The organism is Mesorhizobium sp. SEMIA396 (assembly GCF_024518615.1).
Classification (GTDB): domain Bacteria; phylum Pseudomonadota; class Alphaproteobacteria; order Rhizobiales; family Rhizobiaceae; genus Mesorhizobium.
The window spans coordinates 81169-99158 of the sequence record NZ_JANIFC010000018.1 but is presented as its reverse complement, the minus strand read 5'-3'; the positions used below and the strand labels follow the sequence as shown (position 1 = coordinate 99158).

Annotated in this window: 16 protein-coding genes; 8 read left to right on the top strand and 8 right to left on the bottom strand. The window is 63.1% G+C overall.

Translation table 11 applies throughout. The features are described 5' to 3' along the window. Position 1: 1 nt before the first annotated feature. The 3 genes from ugpE to ugpB form a co-directional block, all read right to left on the bottom strand. Positions 2-850 carry a sn-glycerol-3-phosphate ABC transporter permease UgpE gene (ugpE, locus tag NP503_RS31325; protein WP_127268504.1) on the bottom strand — a complete coding sequence of 283 codons (849 nt, stop codon included), beginning with the start codon at positions 848-850 and terminating at the stop codon, positions 2-4. A 9-nt stretch (positions 851-859) separates the two neighbouring features. Next, positions 860-1744, bottom strand: a complete 885-nt coding sequence (gene ugpA, locus NP503_RS31320) for a sn-glycerol-3-phosphate ABC transporter permease UgpA (RefSeq protein ID WP_127268503.1) — start codon at positions 1742-1744, stop codon at positions 860-862. A gap of 194 nt (positions 1745-1938) precedes the next feature. Then, on the bottom strand, positions 1939-3249 hold the full coding sequence (ugpB, locus tag NP503_RS31315) for a sn-glycerol-3-phosphate ABC transporter substrate-binding protein UgpB (RefSeq protein WP_127269634.1): 1311 nt from the start codon (positions 3247-3249) through the stop codon (positions 1939-1941). A gap of 359 nt (positions 3250-3608) precedes the next feature. Here ugpB and NP503_RS31310 point away from each other — a divergent pair, with 359 nt between their 5' ends. Further along, positions 3609-6041, top strand: a complete 2433-nt coding sequence (locus tag NP503_RS31310; RefSeq protein ID WP_127269633.1) for an EAL domain-containing protein — start codon at positions 3609-3611, stop codon at positions 6039-6041. Between the two features lies 1 nt (position 6042). On the opposite strand, the gene NP503_RS31305 is transcribed toward NP503_RS31310, so the two are convergent. Continuing rightward, a complete protein-coding gene (locus NP503_RS31305; RefSeq protein WP_127272540.1) occupies positions 6043-6732 on the bottom strand; it encodes a TlpA disulfide reductase family protein in 690 nt (229 codons plus the stop codon). Between the two features lie 35 nt (positions 6733-6767). On the opposite strand from NP503_RS31305, the gene argH reads away from it, so the two are divergent. From argH to NP503_RS31275, 6 genes are all read left to right on the top strand, one after another. Next, on the top strand, positions 6768-8168 hold the full coding sequence (gene argH, locus NP503_RS31300) for an argininosuccinate lyase (protein WP_127271598.1): 1401 nt from the start codon (positions 6768-6770) through the stop codon (positions 8166-8168). A gap of 141 nt (positions 8169-8309) precedes the next feature. Next, the gene (locus NP503_RS31295) at positions 8310-8516 is read left to right on the top strand and encodes a lipoprotein (protein WP_023811112.1); all 207 of its coding nucleotides are present in this window, start codon (positions 8310-8312) and stop codon (positions 8514-8516) included. A gap of 63 nt (positions 8517-8579) precedes the next feature. Then, the gene (gene lysA, locus NP503_RS31290) at positions 8580-9848 is read left to right on the top strand and encodes a diaminopimelate decarboxylase (RefSeq protein ID WP_127272539.1); all 1269 of its coding nucleotides are present in this window, start codon (positions 8580-8582) and stop codon (positions 9846-9848) included. Between the two features lie 39 nt (positions 9849-9887). After that, positions 9888-10829 carry a threonine/serine dehydratase gene (locus NP503_RS31285; RefSeq protein WP_127272538.1) on the top strand — a complete coding sequence of 314 codons (942 nt, stop codon included), beginning with the start codon at positions 9888-9890 and terminating at the stop codon, positions 10827-10829. Positions 10830-11064: 235 nt separating this feature from the next. Continuing rightward, a complete protein-coding gene (locus NP503_RS31280; RefSeq protein WP_127301959.1) occupies positions 11065-13653 on the top strand; it encodes a TIGR02302 family protein in 2589 nt (862 codons plus the stop codon). Between the two features lie 112 nt (positions 13654-13765). Beyond that, complete coding sequence (locus NP503_RS31275; RefSeq protein ID WP_127269183.1) at positions 13766-14137, top strand: glyoxalase superfamily protein; 372 nt, start codon at positions 13766-13768, stop codon at positions 14135-14137. On the opposite strand, the gene NP503_RS31270 is transcribed toward NP503_RS31275, so the two are convergent. Continuing rightward, positions 14116-14997: a LysR family transcriptional regulator gene (locus NP503_RS31270; RefSeq protein ID WP_127269182.1), complete on the bottom strand. Its 882-nt coding sequence runs from the start codon at positions 14995-14997 to the stop codon at positions 14116-14118. The two genes, NP503_RS31275 and NP503_RS31270, sit on opposite strands and share 22 nt — an antisense overlap. 222 nt (positions 14998-15219) lie before the next feature. Between NP503_RS31270 and NP503_RS31265 the strand changes: the two genes are divergently transcribed. Continuing rightward, positions 15220-16167 carry a DMT family transporter gene (locus NP503_RS31265; protein WP_164748665.1) on the top strand — a complete coding sequence of 316 codons (948 nt, stop codon included), beginning with the start codon at positions 15220-15222 and terminating at the stop codon, positions 16165-16167. On the opposite strand, the gene NP503_RS31260 is transcribed toward NP503_RS31265, so the two are convergent. The 3 genes from NP503_RS31260 to NP503_RS31250 form a co-directional block, all read right to left on the bottom strand. Continuing rightward, a complete protein-coding gene (locus NP503_RS31260) occupies positions 16168-16539 on the bottom strand; it encodes a response regulator (protein WP_027038124.1) in 372 nt (123 codons plus the stop codon). 198 nt (positions 16540-16737) lie between these two features. Further along, the gene (gene hpt / locus NP503_RS31255) at positions 16738-17280 is read right to left on the bottom strand and encodes a hypoxanthine phosphoribosyltransferase (RefSeq protein WP_023811104.1); all 543 of its coding nucleotides are present in this window, start codon (positions 17278-17280) and stop codon (positions 16738-16740) included. Between the two features lie 23 nt (positions 17281-17303). Then, on the bottom strand, positions 17304-17948 hold the full coding sequence (locus NP503_RS31250) for a hypothetical protein (protein ID WP_127271081.1): 645 nt from the start codon (positions 17946-17948) through the stop codon (positions 17304-17306). Positions 17949-17990: the final 42 nt, after the last annotated feature.

The following is a 17990-nucleotide window of genomic DNA, read 5'->3' as shown; positions in this document are numbered from 1 at the left end:
CTCACTTTTCGGAATCGACCAGGCCGCGAACGAACCAGCGTTGCATCAGCACCACGACCAGGATCGGCGGCACGATGGCCAGCATCGCTGTAACCATGACCAGGTGCCATTGCGTATCGGCATCGGCGAAGGAGACCATCTTTCTGAGCGCGATGACGATCGTGTTCATGTTGCTGCTGTTGGTGACGAGCAACGGCCACAGATACTGCGTCCAGCCATAAATGAAGAGGATGACGAACAGCGCCGCGATATTCGTCCGCGACAGCGGCAACAGGATATCGAAGAAGAAGCGCCACGGCCCCGCACCGTCAACACGCGCCGCCTCCACCAGCTCACCTGGAATGGTCATGAAAAACTGTCGAAACAGCAATGTGGCGGTGGCGGAGGCGATCAGCGGGATGATCAGGCCGGCATAGGTGTCGATCATGCCGAGATCGACCATCACCTTGTAGGTCGGCAGGATGCGCACCTCGACGGGAAGCATCAAGGTGATGAAGATCAGCCAGAAGAAGGTCATGCGCAGCGGAAAGCGGAAAAATACGATCGCGTAGGCCGACAGGATCGAGATGAAGATCTTTCCCACCGCGATGCCGAGCGCCATGATCGTCGTGTTGAGCAGCAGCCTGCCGACGCTGACGCCGCCGATACGGCCGACACCGCCGAACAGCGCTTCGGTGTAATTGTTCCAGAACTGATCGCCGGGCAGGAGCGGCAATGGCGGCCTGAGGATCGTTTGCAGCGTCTGCGTCGAGGCAACGAACGTGTAGTAGATCGGGAAAGCAACGATCAATATGCCGAGGATCAGCACGGCGTGGGCGATGACGGTGCGGAGCGGTGACTGGCCGATCATCGCTCGCCCTCAGCCGTAATGGACTTTGCGTTCCACATAGCGGAACTGGATGGCCGTGAGCGAGATGACGATGACCATCAGGATGACCGACTGCGCCGCCGAGTCACCGAGGATCAGATTGACGAAGCCGTCATTGTAGACCTTGTAGACCAGCGTTTCAGTCGTCTTGCCCGGACCGCCCCCGGTGACGGCATGGACGATGCCGAACGTGTCGAACAGGGCATAGACGGTGTTGACGACCAGCAGGAAGAAGGTCGTCGGCGCAAGCAGCGGGAAGACGATGGTCCAGAATCGCTTGGTCTCGCCGGCGCCGTCCATGGCCGCCGCCTCGATCAAGGCTTTCGGCACCGCCTGCAGGCCGGCGACGAAGAACAGGAAATTGTAGCTGATCTGCTTCCAGGCAGCGGCGGACACCAGCAGGATCATGGCCTGGGTGCCGTTGAGCAGTGGATCCCAGGCGATGCCGAAACTTCTCAGCATGTAGGCCAGCGACCCGATCGACGGGTTGAAGAGGAACAGCCACAGCATACCGGCGATTGCCGGCGCCACCGCGTAGGGCCAGATCAAGAGCGTGCGGTAGAGACCTTTGCCGCGCACCACCTTCTCTGCCATGACCGCAAGCAGGAGCGCCACGCACATGGCGACGATGGCGGTCGCAAGGGAAAACACCACCGTGACCTTGATCGAGTTCAGGTAGGCCGGATCGGCAAGCACTTTCCTGAAATTGGCGAACCAGACGAACTTGGTCCTCAGTCCGAACGGATCCTGCCTGAGCATGGATTGGTAGAACGCCTGACCGGCCGGCCAGTAGAAAAACACGAGCGTGATGGCCAGTTGCGGCGCCACCAGCAGGTAGGGAAGGATCTTGTTGGGAAACACGACGCGAGGGGTCATGGAGCCACTCCGAGGTGATGAGGCGGGCGGCACGATGTAGCATCCCTCTTCGCCAAGATGGCTTTGACGAGCGTTTCGGATTGGGCATCATCGACCGTTGGCGAAATCGCAAGGGACGGCAAAACTCCCCTCGCCGAGGGGAGATGCCTGGCAGGACAGGTGGATGCGCCGTAGAGCAAGGACCTGCGCTCGCTCTAATTCCCCAGCGCTTCCTTGATCGCCGCATTGCCACGCGTAACCGCATTGTCGAGCGCCTGCTGCGCGGTTTGCTGGCCGGCGAGCATCTTTTCGAACTCCTCGTTCTGGATATCGCGCACCTGCGGCAGGTTCGGAAGACGTACGCCCTTGGAATTGTCGGTCGGCGCCTTACCCGTCATCTGCAGGATCGGGGTCTCGCGACCGACGTTCTTGTCATAGAAACCGGACTTCTTGGTCGCTTCATAGGCGGCAAGCGTTACCGGCAGATAACCCGACTTCTGGTGCAGGTATTCTTGCACCTCGGTCTTCGACAGGTAGGCGAAGAAGGCCGCGACGCCCTTGTATTCCTCGTCGGATTTTTCAGCGAAAACCCACAGGCTGGCGCCACCCGGCGTCGTGTTCTGCGGTGCGCCCTTGGCGTCGCTGTCATAGGGCAATTGGCCGATGCCGTAATTCATGCCGGACTTGACGATATCGCCAAGGCCGCCGGAGGATTCGGTCATGATCCCGCATTCGCCGGCGAGGAAGATCTGCTTGGCTTCGGAGGTGCGGCCGCCATATTTGAAGGTGCCGTCCTTGGCGAGGTCCGCCAGCGCCTGGAAGTGGTTGACGAAAATCGGCGCATTGATCTTGAGCTCGACATCGCCGCCGGCCAGACCGTTCTGCTGGGTGGCCCATGACACGTCATTCCAGGCCGCGAAATTCTCCAGATGGATCCAGGTCAGCCAGGTCGAGGTGTAGCCGCAGGCGGCCGCGCCGCTCGCCTTGATCTTCTTGGCGTCTTCCCACACCTCATTCCAGGTCTTGGGTGGGCTGTCGACGTCGAGACCAGCCTTCTTGAAGATATCCTTGTTGTAATAAAGGATCGGCGAGGAGGAGTTATAGGGGAAAGAGAGCATGGTGCCGTCCGGCTTCGAATAATAGCCGACTATGCCTGGCAGATACTGGCTCTTGTCGAAGGTCATTCCAGCGCTGGTCAACACATCGGCTGCCGGCTTGATTGCGCCTTCGGCTGCCATCATCACGCCGGTGCCGACGTCGAACACCTGCATGATGTCGGGCGCCTGGCCGGCACGGTAGGCGGCGATGCCGGCATTCAGCGTCTCGGGGTAGGTGCCTTTGAACACCGGAACGAGTTCATAGTCGCTCTGGCTGGCATTGAAATCTTTGGAGATCTTGTCGACAACTTCGGCATTGGCGCCAGTCATGGCGTGCCACCAACTGATCTGCGTGACAGCAAAAGCGGAGGTTGAGGAAAGCAGCATAAAGGTGGCGGCAACACCGGCCGCGAAGCCGAAGGACTTCATGTTTCATCTCCCGTTTGTCATTGGCGAAAGGGGCACTCCCGCAAAGGCAATATGTGTCGCTCATGACAATCAGACAACGGTTTTGTTGCAGATCGACGAACTTCACCCCTTTACCTCACGCCACCTCGCCTCCGCTTGGACGCATGGAAAGCCACACGGTTAGCCGGCTTAGCGCGACGACAAGCGCCAGGAACCACCGTCGGAACTGCCAAGCTGCCTTTCGGGGTGGCAGCCTTGATTGCAGCCGCTGCAACCCGAAGAGACACGCCAAGGTTGCAGGCGACTTTATCGATCCCTCAACGGCAACGCGCTACTCAATCCTGCTGCCCTGTTTATTTCCAAAGATCAGGTGAAATAAAATGCTGACGGTCTACAATTGTATCGTCAACGAACACGATCTGAGACTGGTCGCACTCGCCGCGCTGATCTGCGGAATTTCCTGTTTCTCTGCCGTCAACCTGCTTCATCACATAAGCCGCTCCACCGATCGGAACCGGCTTGCCTGGCTGATGATCGCGGCCACTTCGACCGGCTTCGGCATCTGGGCAACGCACTTCATCGCCATGCTCGCATTCACACCGGGCATACCCAGTGCTTACGATCCCGCACTTTCCGTGCTTTCGCTCGCTGCTTCGGTCACTCTGACGGCAGCCGGCATGTGGATCGCCACCTTGCGGAATGAGTTCGACTATCATCTCGTCGGCGGCGCCGTGCTGGGCGGCGGTATCGCGGCCATGCACTACATCGGTATGGCGGCGTTCGAGGTTCAGGGCCGCATCGAGTGGAACCTGTTGCTTGTCGCCGTTTCCCTTCTGGCCGGCGTGACGCTCGCGGCGCTGGCGCTGCGTGTCGTGCAGCGCCGTCCCTCCTTGAAGGCGACATCCGGCGGCGCGGTGCTGCTGACGCTGGCAATCTGCACCCTGCATTTCATCGGTATGGGTGCCGTCTCGATCTTCCCCGATCCCTCGATCGTCATATCCGAATATACGATCGAGCCGACCTCGCAGGCTTTTGCGGCCGCCGCCGCCACACTGGTGATCCTGGTTCTGTCGGCATCGGCGCTGTGGATCGATTTGCGCTTCCGTCGCCAGAAGCTCGAGGTAGACCGCATGCACGGCCTGGCCAATGCCGCCGTGGAGGGGCTGATCGTCTGCGACGGCCACCGCATCATCAGTGCCAATGACAGCATGGCGACATTGACGGGCATCGCAACAGCGACGCTGAACGGAATGCAGCTTGGCGATCTCTTCGGATCCGACATGTCGGGCTTCGGCGAACAGCCGCAGGAGGCCGAATTGAGCGGCCGCGATGGCACGAGCATTCCTGTCGAGCTGATCGCCAGGAGCATCGACTATTGTGGCAAGCCTCACAACGTGGTCGCGGTCCGCGACATTCGCGAGCGCAAGAAGGCGGAACAGGAGATCCTGCGGCTTGCCCATTTCGATCCATTGACCGGACTGGCCAATCGCCGCAGCTTTTCCGGCCGGCTGGAGACGGAAATCGCTGCGATGGGCCGGACCAGGAAAGGCGGCCAGCTTGCGCTTCTGCTGCTCGATCTCGACCGGTTCAAGGAGGTCAACGACCTGTATGGGCACGGCGCGGGCGACGCCATGCTGCAGAAGGTTGCGCACTGCGTTACCGGCATTCTTCGCCAAGGACAGATGGTGGCGCGGCTGGGCGGCGATGAGTTCGCCATCATCGCGCCGAACCTGACCGACCCGTTGGAGGCGGGCCGTATCGCCAACGCCGTGCTGACCGCCATGCGCGAGGAAAACCGGCTCTCGGTCGGCGGCGGCCTGGTGTCGGCCAGCATCGGCATTGCGCTTTATCCATCGGATGCCGAAAACCAGGCCAGCCTGATAAGCCACGCCGATACCGCGCTCTACCGGGCCAAGACCGAAGGCAAGGACACCTACCGCTATTTCGAAGCTTCGATGGGGGCCGAGGCCCGCGACAAGCGCGTGATGGAGCACGAACTGCGCCAGGCGGTCGCACGCCAGGAGTTCTACCTCGTCTATCAGCCGCAGAAGGAGATCAGCAGCGGGAAGATGGTCGGTTTCGAAGCGCTGGTCCGGTGGCGGCATCCGACGCGCGGCGACGTCTCGCCGAGCATATTCATCCCGGTCGCCGAAGACAGCGGCGCCATTGGCCAGATTGGCGAATGGGTGCTGACGGCCGCCTGCGAGGAAGCCGCCCGCTGGGAAAATCCGCTGACGGTGGCCGTCAACGTTTCGGCGGTGCAGCTCCACAACACGAATTTCAGCCGCAAGGTCCACGAAACCTTGCTGAATTCCGGCCTGGCGCCCGGCAGGCTCGAGCTTGAGATCACCGAGACGGCGCTTGTCAAGGACATGCCGCGGGCATTGGCCACCTTGCGGCAGGTCAAGGCGCTGGGCGTGCGCGTCGCCATGGACGATTTTGGAACCGGCTATTCCTCGCTCTCCAACCTTCGCGCCTTTCCCTTCGACAAGATCAAGATCGATGGCTCATTCATCAAGTCCGTCGACAAGAACGGCCAGGTCGCGGCGATCGTGCGCGCCGTCCTGGGACTTGGACGCGGGCTCGGCCTGCCGGTTCTGGCGGAGGGTGTCGAGACGCTCGGCGAACTGAAGTTCCTGGACGCCGAAGCCTGCGAGATCGGCCAGGGCTACTATATCGGCAAGCCGGCTCTCATCGAGGAATTCGGCGATCTGACCGGCGTCGTCGCACCCGCTGTCGGCAGCAAACCCGCCAGCCTGCGCGACAGAAGCGTTCTGGCCTTCGCGCCCGCACCCGCGCTAGCCACACGCTAGACTACAGGCTCTCGGGCTTGAGTGCCGTCTCGACCAGCCGCCTGGCGTCCGGCCCCGACCATTCGGCCGGGCCGTTCATGTGGGCGATCAGGCAGCCCTCGCCGTCGATCAGCATGGTGACGGGAAGGCCTAGCGCCAAGCCGCGCTTCTTGAGGTCGTTGAACAGCGTCATCGTCGAATCCCGGTAATAGCCGAGCGTCGCGACGCCGGTATCGCTGAGGAACTTCTTCGGCTTCACATCGTCGCCGGCATCGACGTTGACGGCGACCACTTCAAAGGAGTCGCTGCCCTTTTCCTTCTGCAGCGCATCGAGCGCCGGCATTTCGGCACGGCACGGCGCGCACCATGTCGCCCACAGATTGAGCAGCACCGTCTTGCCGGCATGATCGGCAAGCGTCATCGGCTTGCCGTCCGGACCATTGAAGGCAAGGCTCTTCAGGGATTGAGGCGGATCGGCCGGCAAAAGTGCCGCAACCTCACCGGTGGCCGACGCCACGACTTTCTTGGCGCGGTCGCTCTTGGCCGCGCAGGTCACGTCGTCCCTGCTGTCACCCATGGCAGCTTGTGCCGGTGCATTGTTGCCAGACCGGCTCTCGCTGACATATACCGCGACCGCGCCCGCCAGCGCGCCCGCCACCAAGGCGGCGAGGATCAGGCGCGGGGCCGGGAAGAATCTACTACCGTCTGCCATTTTCTCAAAACTGCTCCGAAGCACGGGTTATAGCCATGAGCGACAAGAAAACCAGCAACCAGATGTGGGGCGGACGTTTTGCCTCGGGTCCGGCCGCGATCATGGAAGCGATCAACGCGTCTATCTCCTTCGACCGCAAACTCTATGCGCAGGACATCAAAGGCTCGATCGCCCATAGCGAGATGCTGGCGCAAACGGGCATTATTTCGGCGGCCGACCAAGAAAAAATCGCTGACGGGCTGAACACGATCCTGAAAGAGATCGAGGCCGGCAGCTTCGAGTTTTCGACACGGCTCGAAGACATCCACATGAACATCGAGGCGCGCCTCGCCGATCTGATCGGCCCGGCGGCCGGCCGGCTGCACACCGCCCGCTCGCGCAATGATCAAGTCGCGGTCGATTTGCGGCTGTGGGTCAAGGATGAATGCTTTCGCGTCGCCGAGGCGTTGAAAGGGCTGATCGAGGCGCTGCTGGAGCGGGCCGAGGAGCATGCCGCGACCGTGATGCCGGGCTTTACCCATATGCAGGCGGCCCAGCCGGTGACCTTCGGCCATCACTGCATGGCCTATGTCGAGATGTTTTCGCGCGACCTGTCGCGCGTGCGCGATGCGATCGAGCGGATGGATGAAAGCCCGCTCGGTGCCGCCGCACTTGCCGGCACCAGCTTCCCGATCGACCGCCACCGGACCGCCAAGGCGCTCGGCTTCCGCGAGCCGATGCGCAATTCGCTCGACAGCGTCTCGGATCGCGATTTCGCGCTCGAGTTCCTCGGCGTGGCGGCGATCTGCGCCACGCATCTGTCACGGCTGGCCGAAGAGATCATCATCTGGTCGACGCCGCAGTTCGGCTTCGTCAGGCTGTCGGACTCGTTTTCCACCGGCTCCTCCATCATGCCGCAGAAGAAGAACCCCGATGCCGCCGAACTGGTGCGCGGCAAGACCGGCCGCGTCACCGGTCATCTGGTCGGCCTGCTGACGGTGATGAAGGGCATGCCTTTGACCTATGGCAAGGACATGCAGGAAGACAAGGAATCGGTGTTCGACGCCGCCGAGACGCTCGACCTGATGCTGGCGGCGATGACCGGCATGGTCTCGGACATGACGGTCAACGCGGCCGCGATGAAGAAGGCCGCCGGCTCCGGCCACGCGACAGCAACCGACCTTGCCGACTGGCTGGTGCGCACGCTCGGCCTGCCGTTCCGCGAGGCGCATCATGTCACCGGCCGGGCGGTGGCGCTGGCCGAAGACAGGAAGGTGGGGCTGGAGAAGCTTTCACTGGAGGATTTGCAGGCGATCAATTCCGGCATCACGGCCGACATATTTTCGGTGCTGGCGGTGCAGAACTCGGTCAAGAGCCGCACCAGTTTCGGCGGCACGGCGCCGTCGGAAGTGAGGAAGCAGATCCGCGCCTGGAAAAAGCGGCTGGCGAAAGCGTAATGCCGGATATTGCGAGCAGTAATATCTCGGATATTGCGACGGGCAATATCTCGGATATTGCGACGAGCAATATCCGGGGTGCAATGCGCCGAGAACTCGGCTAAAAGCGGCGGCTGACAAACGTTTCGGACGGATGGATCGATGACCGGAAGCAGGATTTTGGTGACGCTGACGCTGCTGGTTGCGATCGCGGCCGTTTCGGCCTGCGGCAGGAGGGGCGCTCTCGACACGCCCTATGAGGCGGCCGTGCAGGCGCGCAAGGATGCCTCAAAGGCCCACCAGCCCGTGCCGCCGGAGCCGGAAAAACCGGTCAAGGACAAGAAATTCATCCTCGACCCGCTGATCTAGAGCCGACGAGAGCCGGGCCTTTCAACCCGATCTCATCGCGCCCCAACTTCCGGAACCACTCTCGTGAACCATTTCGACTACCGCGACGGCGTGCTCCATGCCGAGGACGTGGCGATCCCCGACATCGCCGCACAGATCGGCACGCCATTCTACTGCTATTCGACGGCGACCCTGACCAGGCACTACCGGGTGTTTGCCCAGTCCTTTGCCGGGCTCGACGCGCTGGTCTGCTACGCCATGAAGGCCAATTCCAACCAGGCCGTGCTGCGGACGCTGGCCAAGCTCGGCGCCGGCGCCGACGTGGTTTCGGAAGGTGAATTGCGCCGGGCGCTGGCCGCCGGCATTCCGGCCGGCAAGATCCTGTTTTCGGGCGTCGGCAAGACCGCGCGCGAAATGGACTTTGCCCTTGCCGCCGGCATCCTTTGCTTCAACGTCGAATCCGAGCCTGAACTCGAGCTGTTGTCGGCGCGAGCCACCGCCCTTGGCAAGGTGGCGCCGATCTCGCTGCGCATCAATCCCGACGTCGACGCCAAGACCCACAAGAAGATCTCCACCGGCAAGGCCGAGAACAAGTTCGGCATCCCGTGGCAGCGGGCGCGGCAGGTTTATGCCCGCGCGGCAAAGCTTCCCGGCATCAGGATCACCGGCATCGATACCCATATCGGCAGCCAGATCACCGAGCTGCAGCCCTTCGACGATGCCTTCGCCCTGCTTGTCGATCTGGTCGGCGCGCTGCGGGCGGACGGCCATGCCATCGAGCATATCGATGTCGGCGGCGGGCTCGGCATTCCCTACCGCATCGACAACAACCCGCCGCCGCTGCCCGACGCCTATGCCCAGATCGTCAGGAAGCATGTCACCAAGCTCGGGCTGAAGGTGATGTTCGAGCCTGGCCGGCTGATATCGGGCAATGCCGGCATCCTCGTCTCGGAAGTGATTTTCGTGAAGGAAGGCGACGCCAAGAACTTCCTCGTCGTTGATGCCGCCATGAACGATCTCATCCGGCCGACGCTCTACGACGCCTTCCACGACATCCGTCCGGTCGTGCAGCCGCCGGCCGACACGCCGCGCATGATGGTCGACGTGGTCGGCCCGGTCTGCGAGACCGGCGACTATATCGGCCTGGACCGCGATCTGCCCAGGCTGAAGGCCGGCGACCTGATTGCCGTCTCCACCGCCGGCGCCTATGGCGCGGTGCAGGCCGGCACCTACAACACCCGCCTGCTGGTGCCGGAGGTGCTGGTCGACGGCGACCGGTTCCACATCGTGCGCCCACGCCCGACCTATGACGACCTGATTGGGCTGGATTCGATGCCCGACTGGCTTGCATAGGAGCGCCGGAAACACACCTACCCGTCCCAGGGAGCAATCATGACGAACGGCATCACCGTCACACGCGAGCGCATTGCCGCGATGGAACCGCGCATCCGCTCCTATATCAGGCACACGCCGGTGCTGCGCGTCGACATGGCCGACTTCGATCAGCCGCCGCTGGCCGTCGACCTGAAGCTCGAATGCCTGCAGCATTCCGGCTCGTTCAAGGCGCGCGGCGCCTTCACCAATCTCCTGGAGCGGCCGGTTCCCGACGCCGGTGTCGTAGCGGCATCGGGCGGCAACCATGGCGCGGCCGTCGCCTATGCCGCCATGCGGCTCGGCCACAAGGCGACCATCTTCGTTCCCGAAGTGAGCCCGCCAGCCAAACTGGAGCGAATCCGCTCCTACGGCGCCGAACTGATCGTCGGCGGCGCCCGCTACGCCGAGGCGCTGGCGGCCAGCGAACGGTTCGCCGAGGAGACCGGCGCCTTGCAGATCCATGCCTTCAACCAGGAGGAAACGCTCGTCGGCCAGGGCACGCTCGGGCTCGAAATCGAGAGCGATTTGCCTAAGATCGACACGCTGCTGGTCGCTGTCGGCGGCGGCGGCCTGATCGGCGGCATCGCTGCCTGGTTTACCGGCCGCATCCGTATCATCGCCGTCGAGCCGGAAGGAGCGCCGACGCTTCATCGCGCCTTCGAGGCCGGACACCCCGTCGACGCGCCGGCCGAGGGTATCGCCGCCGATTCGCTGGCGCCAAAGCGCGTCGGCGAAATGATGTTCCCGATTGCCGAAGCCTTTGTCGAACGCTCGATCCTGGTCAGTGACGACGACATCATCGCCGCGCAGAAGGCGCTGTGGAACCGGGCCCGCATCATCTCCGAGCCGGGTGGCGCCGCCGCCTTTGCCGCGGTCCTGTCGGGCCGCTATGCGCCGGCGGCGGGCGAACGGGTCGCCGTGCTGGTCTGCGGAGCGAATGCGGACCCCGCTACCTTCTAAAGGGCCTGCTGCCTTCTAAAGGGTATGCAGGATGGAACTATAACGGTCCACTTCACGTTTTTCCGAACTGCCTCGCCTTTGCCGTGTTTGCTGGTATTCTTTGAGTCGTGAGGCGTCGGGCTATCCTGCCCGCTCCACAGCATGATCCCGAAAAGTGAAATCCCTTTCGGAACAGATCATGCTCAAAGGGATAAGGCCGCATCCCGGTTTTCGGGATAGGCTCAAGGAAGGGCCGATGACGCAACGACCCACCTTCAGCAGTGATCGCGGCCTGGCCGGACGCCTGGCCTTGAGCCGGTTGGCGACGCGGGTCTCGATGATGGTCGAGCGCGGCTGGCCGTTGCTGCTCCCGCTCGTCATCGTCGCCAGCCTGTTCCTCAGCATCTCCTGGCTGGGGCTGTTCTCCCGGCTGCCGGATATGGCGCGCATCGGCCTGGTCGCTGCTTTTGCCATAGCGGCACTGGCCGCGCTCTATCCGCTGCGCTTCTTCCGCCTGCCGGGCGCCGGCGAAATCGACCGCCGCATAGAGGCCGCCAATCAACTGTTGCACAGCCCGGTGCTGGTGCAGACCGACCGGCCCAGCGGCAGGGAAAGCAGCTTCTCGCAGGCGCTGTGGCGCGAACACCAGAAGCGTATGGCTGGAAAGCTCGACAACCTTGGCGCCGACCTGCCGCGCACGCGCGTGCCGGAGCGCGACCCCTGGGGGCTGCGCGCGGTGGCGGCCCTTTTGCTCGTTACCGCCTTCGCCTTCTCCTTCGGACCGACGGGCGGCAGGATCAGCGACGGCTTCAATGCCCATGGCGCGCGCGATATCGTGCCGCCGCGCATCGACGCATGGGTGACGCCACCGGCCTATACCGGCAAGCCGCCGATCTTCCTGACCGCCGACGCCAACCAGGCGATCCCGACCTTTACGGTTCCCGAAGGCAGTGACGTTTCGCTGCGCGTGACGGGTGGCTCAGGCGAGGAGACGCTCGGCTATGCCGACAAGAATGGCAACGCCCGCGCCATCGATCCCGCTGCGCCGCAGGCCGCCGCCAAGCCGGCTGCAAGCCCGGCGCCGCCGTCCAAGGTGCTCCAGTTCACCAGCAAGCTGACCGGCGACGGCACGCTGACGCTGACGTCGGGCGAGGACCAGCTCGGCCGCTGGGCCTTCGCGGTCATATCGGACAAGCCGCCGCAGATCCGCTTCGTCGGCGAGCCCAAGCGCGCCGCAAACGGCGCCTTCGAGCTAAACTACCAGATCGACGACGACTATGGCGCCGCCACCGCCAAAGCGGTGTTCGCGCTCGCCGATCCGCAGGCGCCCAATGCGCGCCCGCTGTACGGTGCACCTGAAATGCCGCTGACGCTGCCGCGCCGCGGCGGCAAGTCGAACGCCGCCAAGACCTCCAAGGACCTGACCGAGCATGTCTGGGCCGGCAGCAGCATCAAGCTGACGCTGGTCGCCACCGATGATGCCGGGCACACTGCATCGAGCGAAACCAAGACGCTGCTGATGCCGGAGCGGCCTTTCGCCAATCCGCTGGCACGCGCCGTGATCGAACAGCGCCGCCTGCTGGCGCTCGACGCCAACGCCAAGCCGCGCGTGCTCGACCTGATGGACGCCATCACGCTGCGGCCGGAAGACACGTTCGACAACATGTCTCACTATCTCGCCATCATGAGCGCCCGCACCCGGCTGAAGATGGCCGAGAGCGACGATCAATTGCGCAGCGAGGTCTCCTATCTCTGGGAAATCGCGCTCGGCATCGAGGAAGGCAATCTTTCGGCCGCCGAAAAGCGGCTGCGCCAGGCGCAACAGGCGCTGCAGGACGCCATCAAGAATGGCGCCAGCGACGCTGAAATCGAAAAGGCGATGAAGGAACTGCGCGAGGCGATGAACCAGTTCCTGCAGGAATTCGCGGAGCGCGCCAAGCAGAATCCCAACGCCCCGCAGATGCAGCAGAATGGCCAGGAACTGCGCCAGAGCGACATCGATCGCATGATGGACCAGATCGAAAACCTGGCGAAGTCCGGAGATCGCGACAAGGCCCAGCAACTGCTGTCGCAACTGCAGGACATGATGAACAATCTGCAAGCCGGCCGTCAGCAGCAAGGCGGCCAGCAGGACAGCGAGATGCGCCAGCAGATGGACAAGCTGGGTGAGATCCTGCGGCGTCAGCAGGAGATGATGAACGACACCTTCCGCATGGATCAGATGCAGCGCGGCGAGCGCCAGCGCGGGCAGAACCGTGACGAGCAGCTCGGCGAAGGCGGCCAGGATGAGGACAGACCCGGCGTCGGCGAAGACCGCGATCCGCTCGCCCGGCAAAAGCCGATGACACCCCAGGAATTCGCCGATGCGCTGAAACAGCTGCAGCAGGGCCAGGGCCAGCTGCAAAGCGACCTGGATCAGCTGAAGAAGGGCCTCGAAGGCATGGGTATGGAGCCCAATGAAGGATTTGGCGAGGCCGGCAAGTCCATGGGCAATGCCGAACAGGCACTCGGCGAGGGCGAAGGCGATGCGGCCGTCGGTCATCAGGGCCGGGCGCTGGAAGCGCTGCGCAAGGGCGCCAAGGACATGATGAAGCAGATGCAAGCCATGCAGGGCGACCAGGGCGGCGGCGAGGAAGGCGGCCGGCAGCAGAACGCCGATCGTGATCCGCTCGGCCGGCCACGCGCCAGCCAGGGTCCCGATTTCGGCGATTCGGTGAAGGTGCCCGACGAGATCGACGTGCAGCGCGCCCGCCAGATACTGGAAGCGATCCGCAAACGGCTCGGCAATGCGCTCAGCCCCGACATCGAACGCAGCTATCTGGAACGGCTGCTCGAGCTGAAATAGAGCAATTCCAGGAAAAGTGTGAAGCGGTTTTCCGTCCGGAATTGCGAAAAAACATAGGGATTGCCGCCCGCGTCCATCCCACCTAAAGACCCTCTCGCGCGGTTGCACCACCATGCCCAGACTTGGCGCCGTTACACCCATCCTGCGCATCTTCGACATTGCCAAGGCGCGTGAATTCTATGTCGGCTTCCTCGGCTTCGAGGTGCAGTGGGAACATCGCTTCGCCGACGACGCGCCGCTTTACATGGCGGTCGGCCGCGACGGCTGCGTTCTGCATCTCAGCGAACATCATGGCGACGGTGCACCCGGCATCGCCCTGCGCATCGAGGTCGAGGACATCACCGCTCTTCATGGCGAACTGATCGGCAAAAACTACCGCTTCGCCAGGCCGGGCGTGGAAGATACGCCTTGGAAGACCCGCGAGGTATCGGTCGCCGATCCGTTCGGCAACAGGCTGCATTTCTACGAGGATGCCGCCGGCTGACTGAGCCTGTTGACGAAGGCTTCGCGGATCGCATCCTGCATGCCGTCGATCGCCTCACCTGACGCATTGGGGTTGCGGTGCATCACCACGTTGGAGGAATCGATGGCGCCGAATCCGTCCGCGGTGGTCAGTTCACGACAGCCGTCCGGAATGTTGCTGCGCGAAATCGGCGCGATCGCCAGTCCGGAGGTGACGGCGAGCTTGAGGCCGCCGGTGGTGTCGCTGGTATAGGCGACACGATAGGCAAGATCGCGCTGCTCCAGTGATTTGATGGCGAAGTCCTTGCACCAGCCGGCCCGGTTGTAGAGCGCGATCGGCACCGGCTGTTCCTCATGCATGTGATGCAGGGTCGACGTCACCCACACGGTCGGGTCGTGCATCAGCACTTCGCCGCCGGCGGGATCCTGCCATTCGAACACCACGCACAGATCGAGTTCGCCGGCAGCGAGCGCCGCCATCTGTGCCCCGGAATGGGCATAGCGCACGGTGACCTCGACCTGTGTATGACGCTTCGAGAAGGCGCCGAGCGCGCGCGACAGGATGGCGTGGCCATATTCCTCCGGAATGCCGATGCGCACCGGCCCGCCAAGCGGCGCTGCCGCCATCGATGCCGACGTCTCGTCGAGCAGCGAGACAATGCGGCGGGCGTTGACGATGAGTTCGCCGCCGCGCCGCGTCAACGCGACGCCGCGCGAACCGCGCTCGAACAGGCTGGCGCCGATCAGCTCTTCGAGCTTCTTCATCTGCATCGACACCGCGGATTGGGTGCGGCCGGCCTGCTCCGCCGCCTTGGTGAAATTGCCGGTCTCGGCAATCGCCACGAAGGTTCGCAGGAGGTCGCTGTCGAGGGTCGGCCGCATGGAATCCGCCATAAGAGAATTTGATTGCTGGCATCATTCCAATTCGTTTGCAACATGTCAAACGGCGGACGATAGTCGCCATACCCATTGGATATGCGGCTGCGAAATCAGCCGCGGACCAATCAAGAGTCCTCACTCGTGCCCGCTGCCCGAAACGGTGGCGGGTTCTTTTTACCCCGCAGGCGGCAGCTTCGGGTCGTACGCGCAGGAGCCTGGATGCAGATGCAGAATCGGATGGTGGGCGGCATCCTGAGCCTGTGCCTCGGCGTGCTGGTCTTTTCGCTGCAGGATCCGCTCGTCAAAGCCGTGTCGAGCGGCTATCCGGTGACCGAGGTGATGGCGATCCGCTCGATCGTCGCCCTGCCGATCCTGATCGTTCTGGTCCATGCCGATGTCGGCTTGCGGGCGATCCTGTCGAAGCGATTCCGCATGCTGACGGTGCGCGCCTTCATCCAGTTCACCTCCTATACGATGTACTACCTGGCCATCGCTGCTTTGCCGCTCGCCGATGCGGTGGCGCTTTATTTCATGGCGCCGCTGTTCATCATGGTCCTGGCCGGACCTTACCTTGGCGAGCGCGTCTCCTGGCAGACACTGGCAACCGTGCTGATCGGCTTGTTCGGCGTCCTCGTGATGCTGCGCCCCGGCGCAGGGCTGTTCGACTGGGCAGCGCTGCTGTCGCTGGGATCGGCGGCGCTCTATGGTTTTTCGCAGCTGATGGCCCGCAAGATCGGCGATACTGAATCGTCCACCGTCATGGCCTTCTATCAGAACGGCGCCTATCTGGTCGGCGCCGCCGTGGTTGCCGGGGCGTTTCACCTGGCCGGCATTACACACGCCGTTCACCCAAGCCTGGAATTCCTGGTACGGCCATGGCTTTGGCCGACGCTGCCGGATTTTCTCAAGATGGCGGCCTGCGGTTTCGTCGCCTCCGCCGGCATGATCCTGCTGTCGCAGGCCTACCGGATGGCGCCGGCCAACCGCGTTGCCACCTTCGAATACACCGGCATCCTGTGGTCGCCGCTGTGGGGTTTCCTGTTCTTCGCCGAGGTGCCGCGGTCGACGACGGTGATCGGCGCTGCCTTGATTATCGGCGCCGGTCTGCTGGCGCTCAACACCGAACGGCGCAAGAATGTTCCACCTGTGCTCGCTGCCGCCGACCCAGCCTGATCAGGCGAAGCAGATCAGCGCCCGCTCGACTCGCGAACGGATTTCGGCCAGCGTGAAGGGCTTCTGCACGACATCGAGGATGATGCCGTTCAATTCCTCGGCGCGCTCGCGCTGGTCGGCATAGCCGGTCATCAGCACGATCTTGATCGACGGAAACAATGCAGCAGCCGCGATCGCCATCTCGATGCCGTCCATCTCCGGCATGCGGATATCGGAGACGACGAGATCATAGCCGCCACGCGCCGCCTGGATCAGCGAAAGCCCCTGCGCGCCGTCCGCCGCGATATCGATTGTGTGCCCGGCGCGTTCAAGCGCGCGGGCGGCCAGGGTGCGGACGGACTCATCGTCCTCGACGATCAGAAGCTTTGCCATGGCCGGCATATTTGGCCGCCAAAAGTTGACTTTTCCTGAAAGCCCACGAGCAATTCAGGAAAAGTGTGAGACGATTTTCCGGGAAAAGCGCACAGCGCTTTCCCTTGGGAATTGCGTCAAAACAAAAAACTCGAGCGGTTCGGCGTTTTCGTGAAGCGGCGAACCGCTCTAAGCATCAGCAAACCTTTTTGATGCCGCTCAGACATCCCCTTTGACGACACCGACAAACGGCAACTCGCGAAAAGCATGGGCTACATCCATGCCGTAGCCAACGACGAAATAGTCGGGGCAGTCGAAGCCGACATAATCGGCATTGAGCTCGGTCTGGCGGCGCATGCGCTTGTCGAGCAGCACGGCGATCGAACAGCTCTTGGCGCCCCGCGACAACATCAGCTCGCGGGTAAAGCTCAGCGTCTTCCCCGATTCGAGAATGTCGTCGATCAGCAGCACGTCGCGGCCGGCGACCTCATTGTCGATGTCGCGCAGCACCCTCACCTCGCCGCTGCTGGTGCCGGCGCCATAGCTGGAGATGAAGATGAATTCGACCTCCGGCGACAGGCCGACATCGTGCATGGCCCGGATAAGATCGGCGGCGAAGATAAACGAGCCCTTCAGCACCGAGATCACCAGCAGATCGTGATAGTCGTGTCCGGCAATCTCCTTGGCGAGCTCGAGATTGCGCCGCGCGATCGCCGATGCTGAAAACAGAACCTCGATGTCCTTGCCGCGTACGATGGGCATTGATGGTCTTCCCCGGTGATCGCCTATTCGGCGAAAGTGACCGACACGGTCTTCACACCGTTTCTAGGCACGTCGAGCCGGCTGGCAAAGCCGAATCTTTCGCCAGACGCCAGCGAACGGCCGGATGTCCCCAACGTATAGCGGGTAGTCTGCCCGTCATTGCCGGTCACCCGGATTTCGAGCGGCGGCAACTCCGTCGGTTTCGCACCATCATTGACGGCCTCACCATCGACGAACAGTGCGGCGTTCGGCCCGGTAGCGTCGACGCGTGACGTGACGCCCGAAATGCTGAGCGCCGACGCCTGCGCGCTGGACAGGAACGGCGCCTGGCGCACCAGCGCGTGCCCGCCGGAGACCCAGAACGCGGCCAAGGCAGCGCCGATACCAGCGACCCAGAAGATCGGCCCGCCGCGCGAGGCTGGTAGCCGCTCCGGCGGGGCCTCGGGCTTGCGCAGCATGTCCATGCCCGCGACGGGTGGCATGACGATCGCGCGCGGCAGCGGCGAAACGCTCTCCACGGCAGGCGCAAGGCGCGGCATCACCACGTAGTCGGCATCGACGATGTCGGCGGCCGAACCACGCATGAACCGGTCCGCTGCGGCAATTGCCGCCGGATCGGTCATGATTTCGCCGGAAACCGGGCGCGCGGTTCGATCGTCAGCCATCATGGCCCCAGCATTGCAGCACGTGTTCGCTTTTCGTTTCTTTTG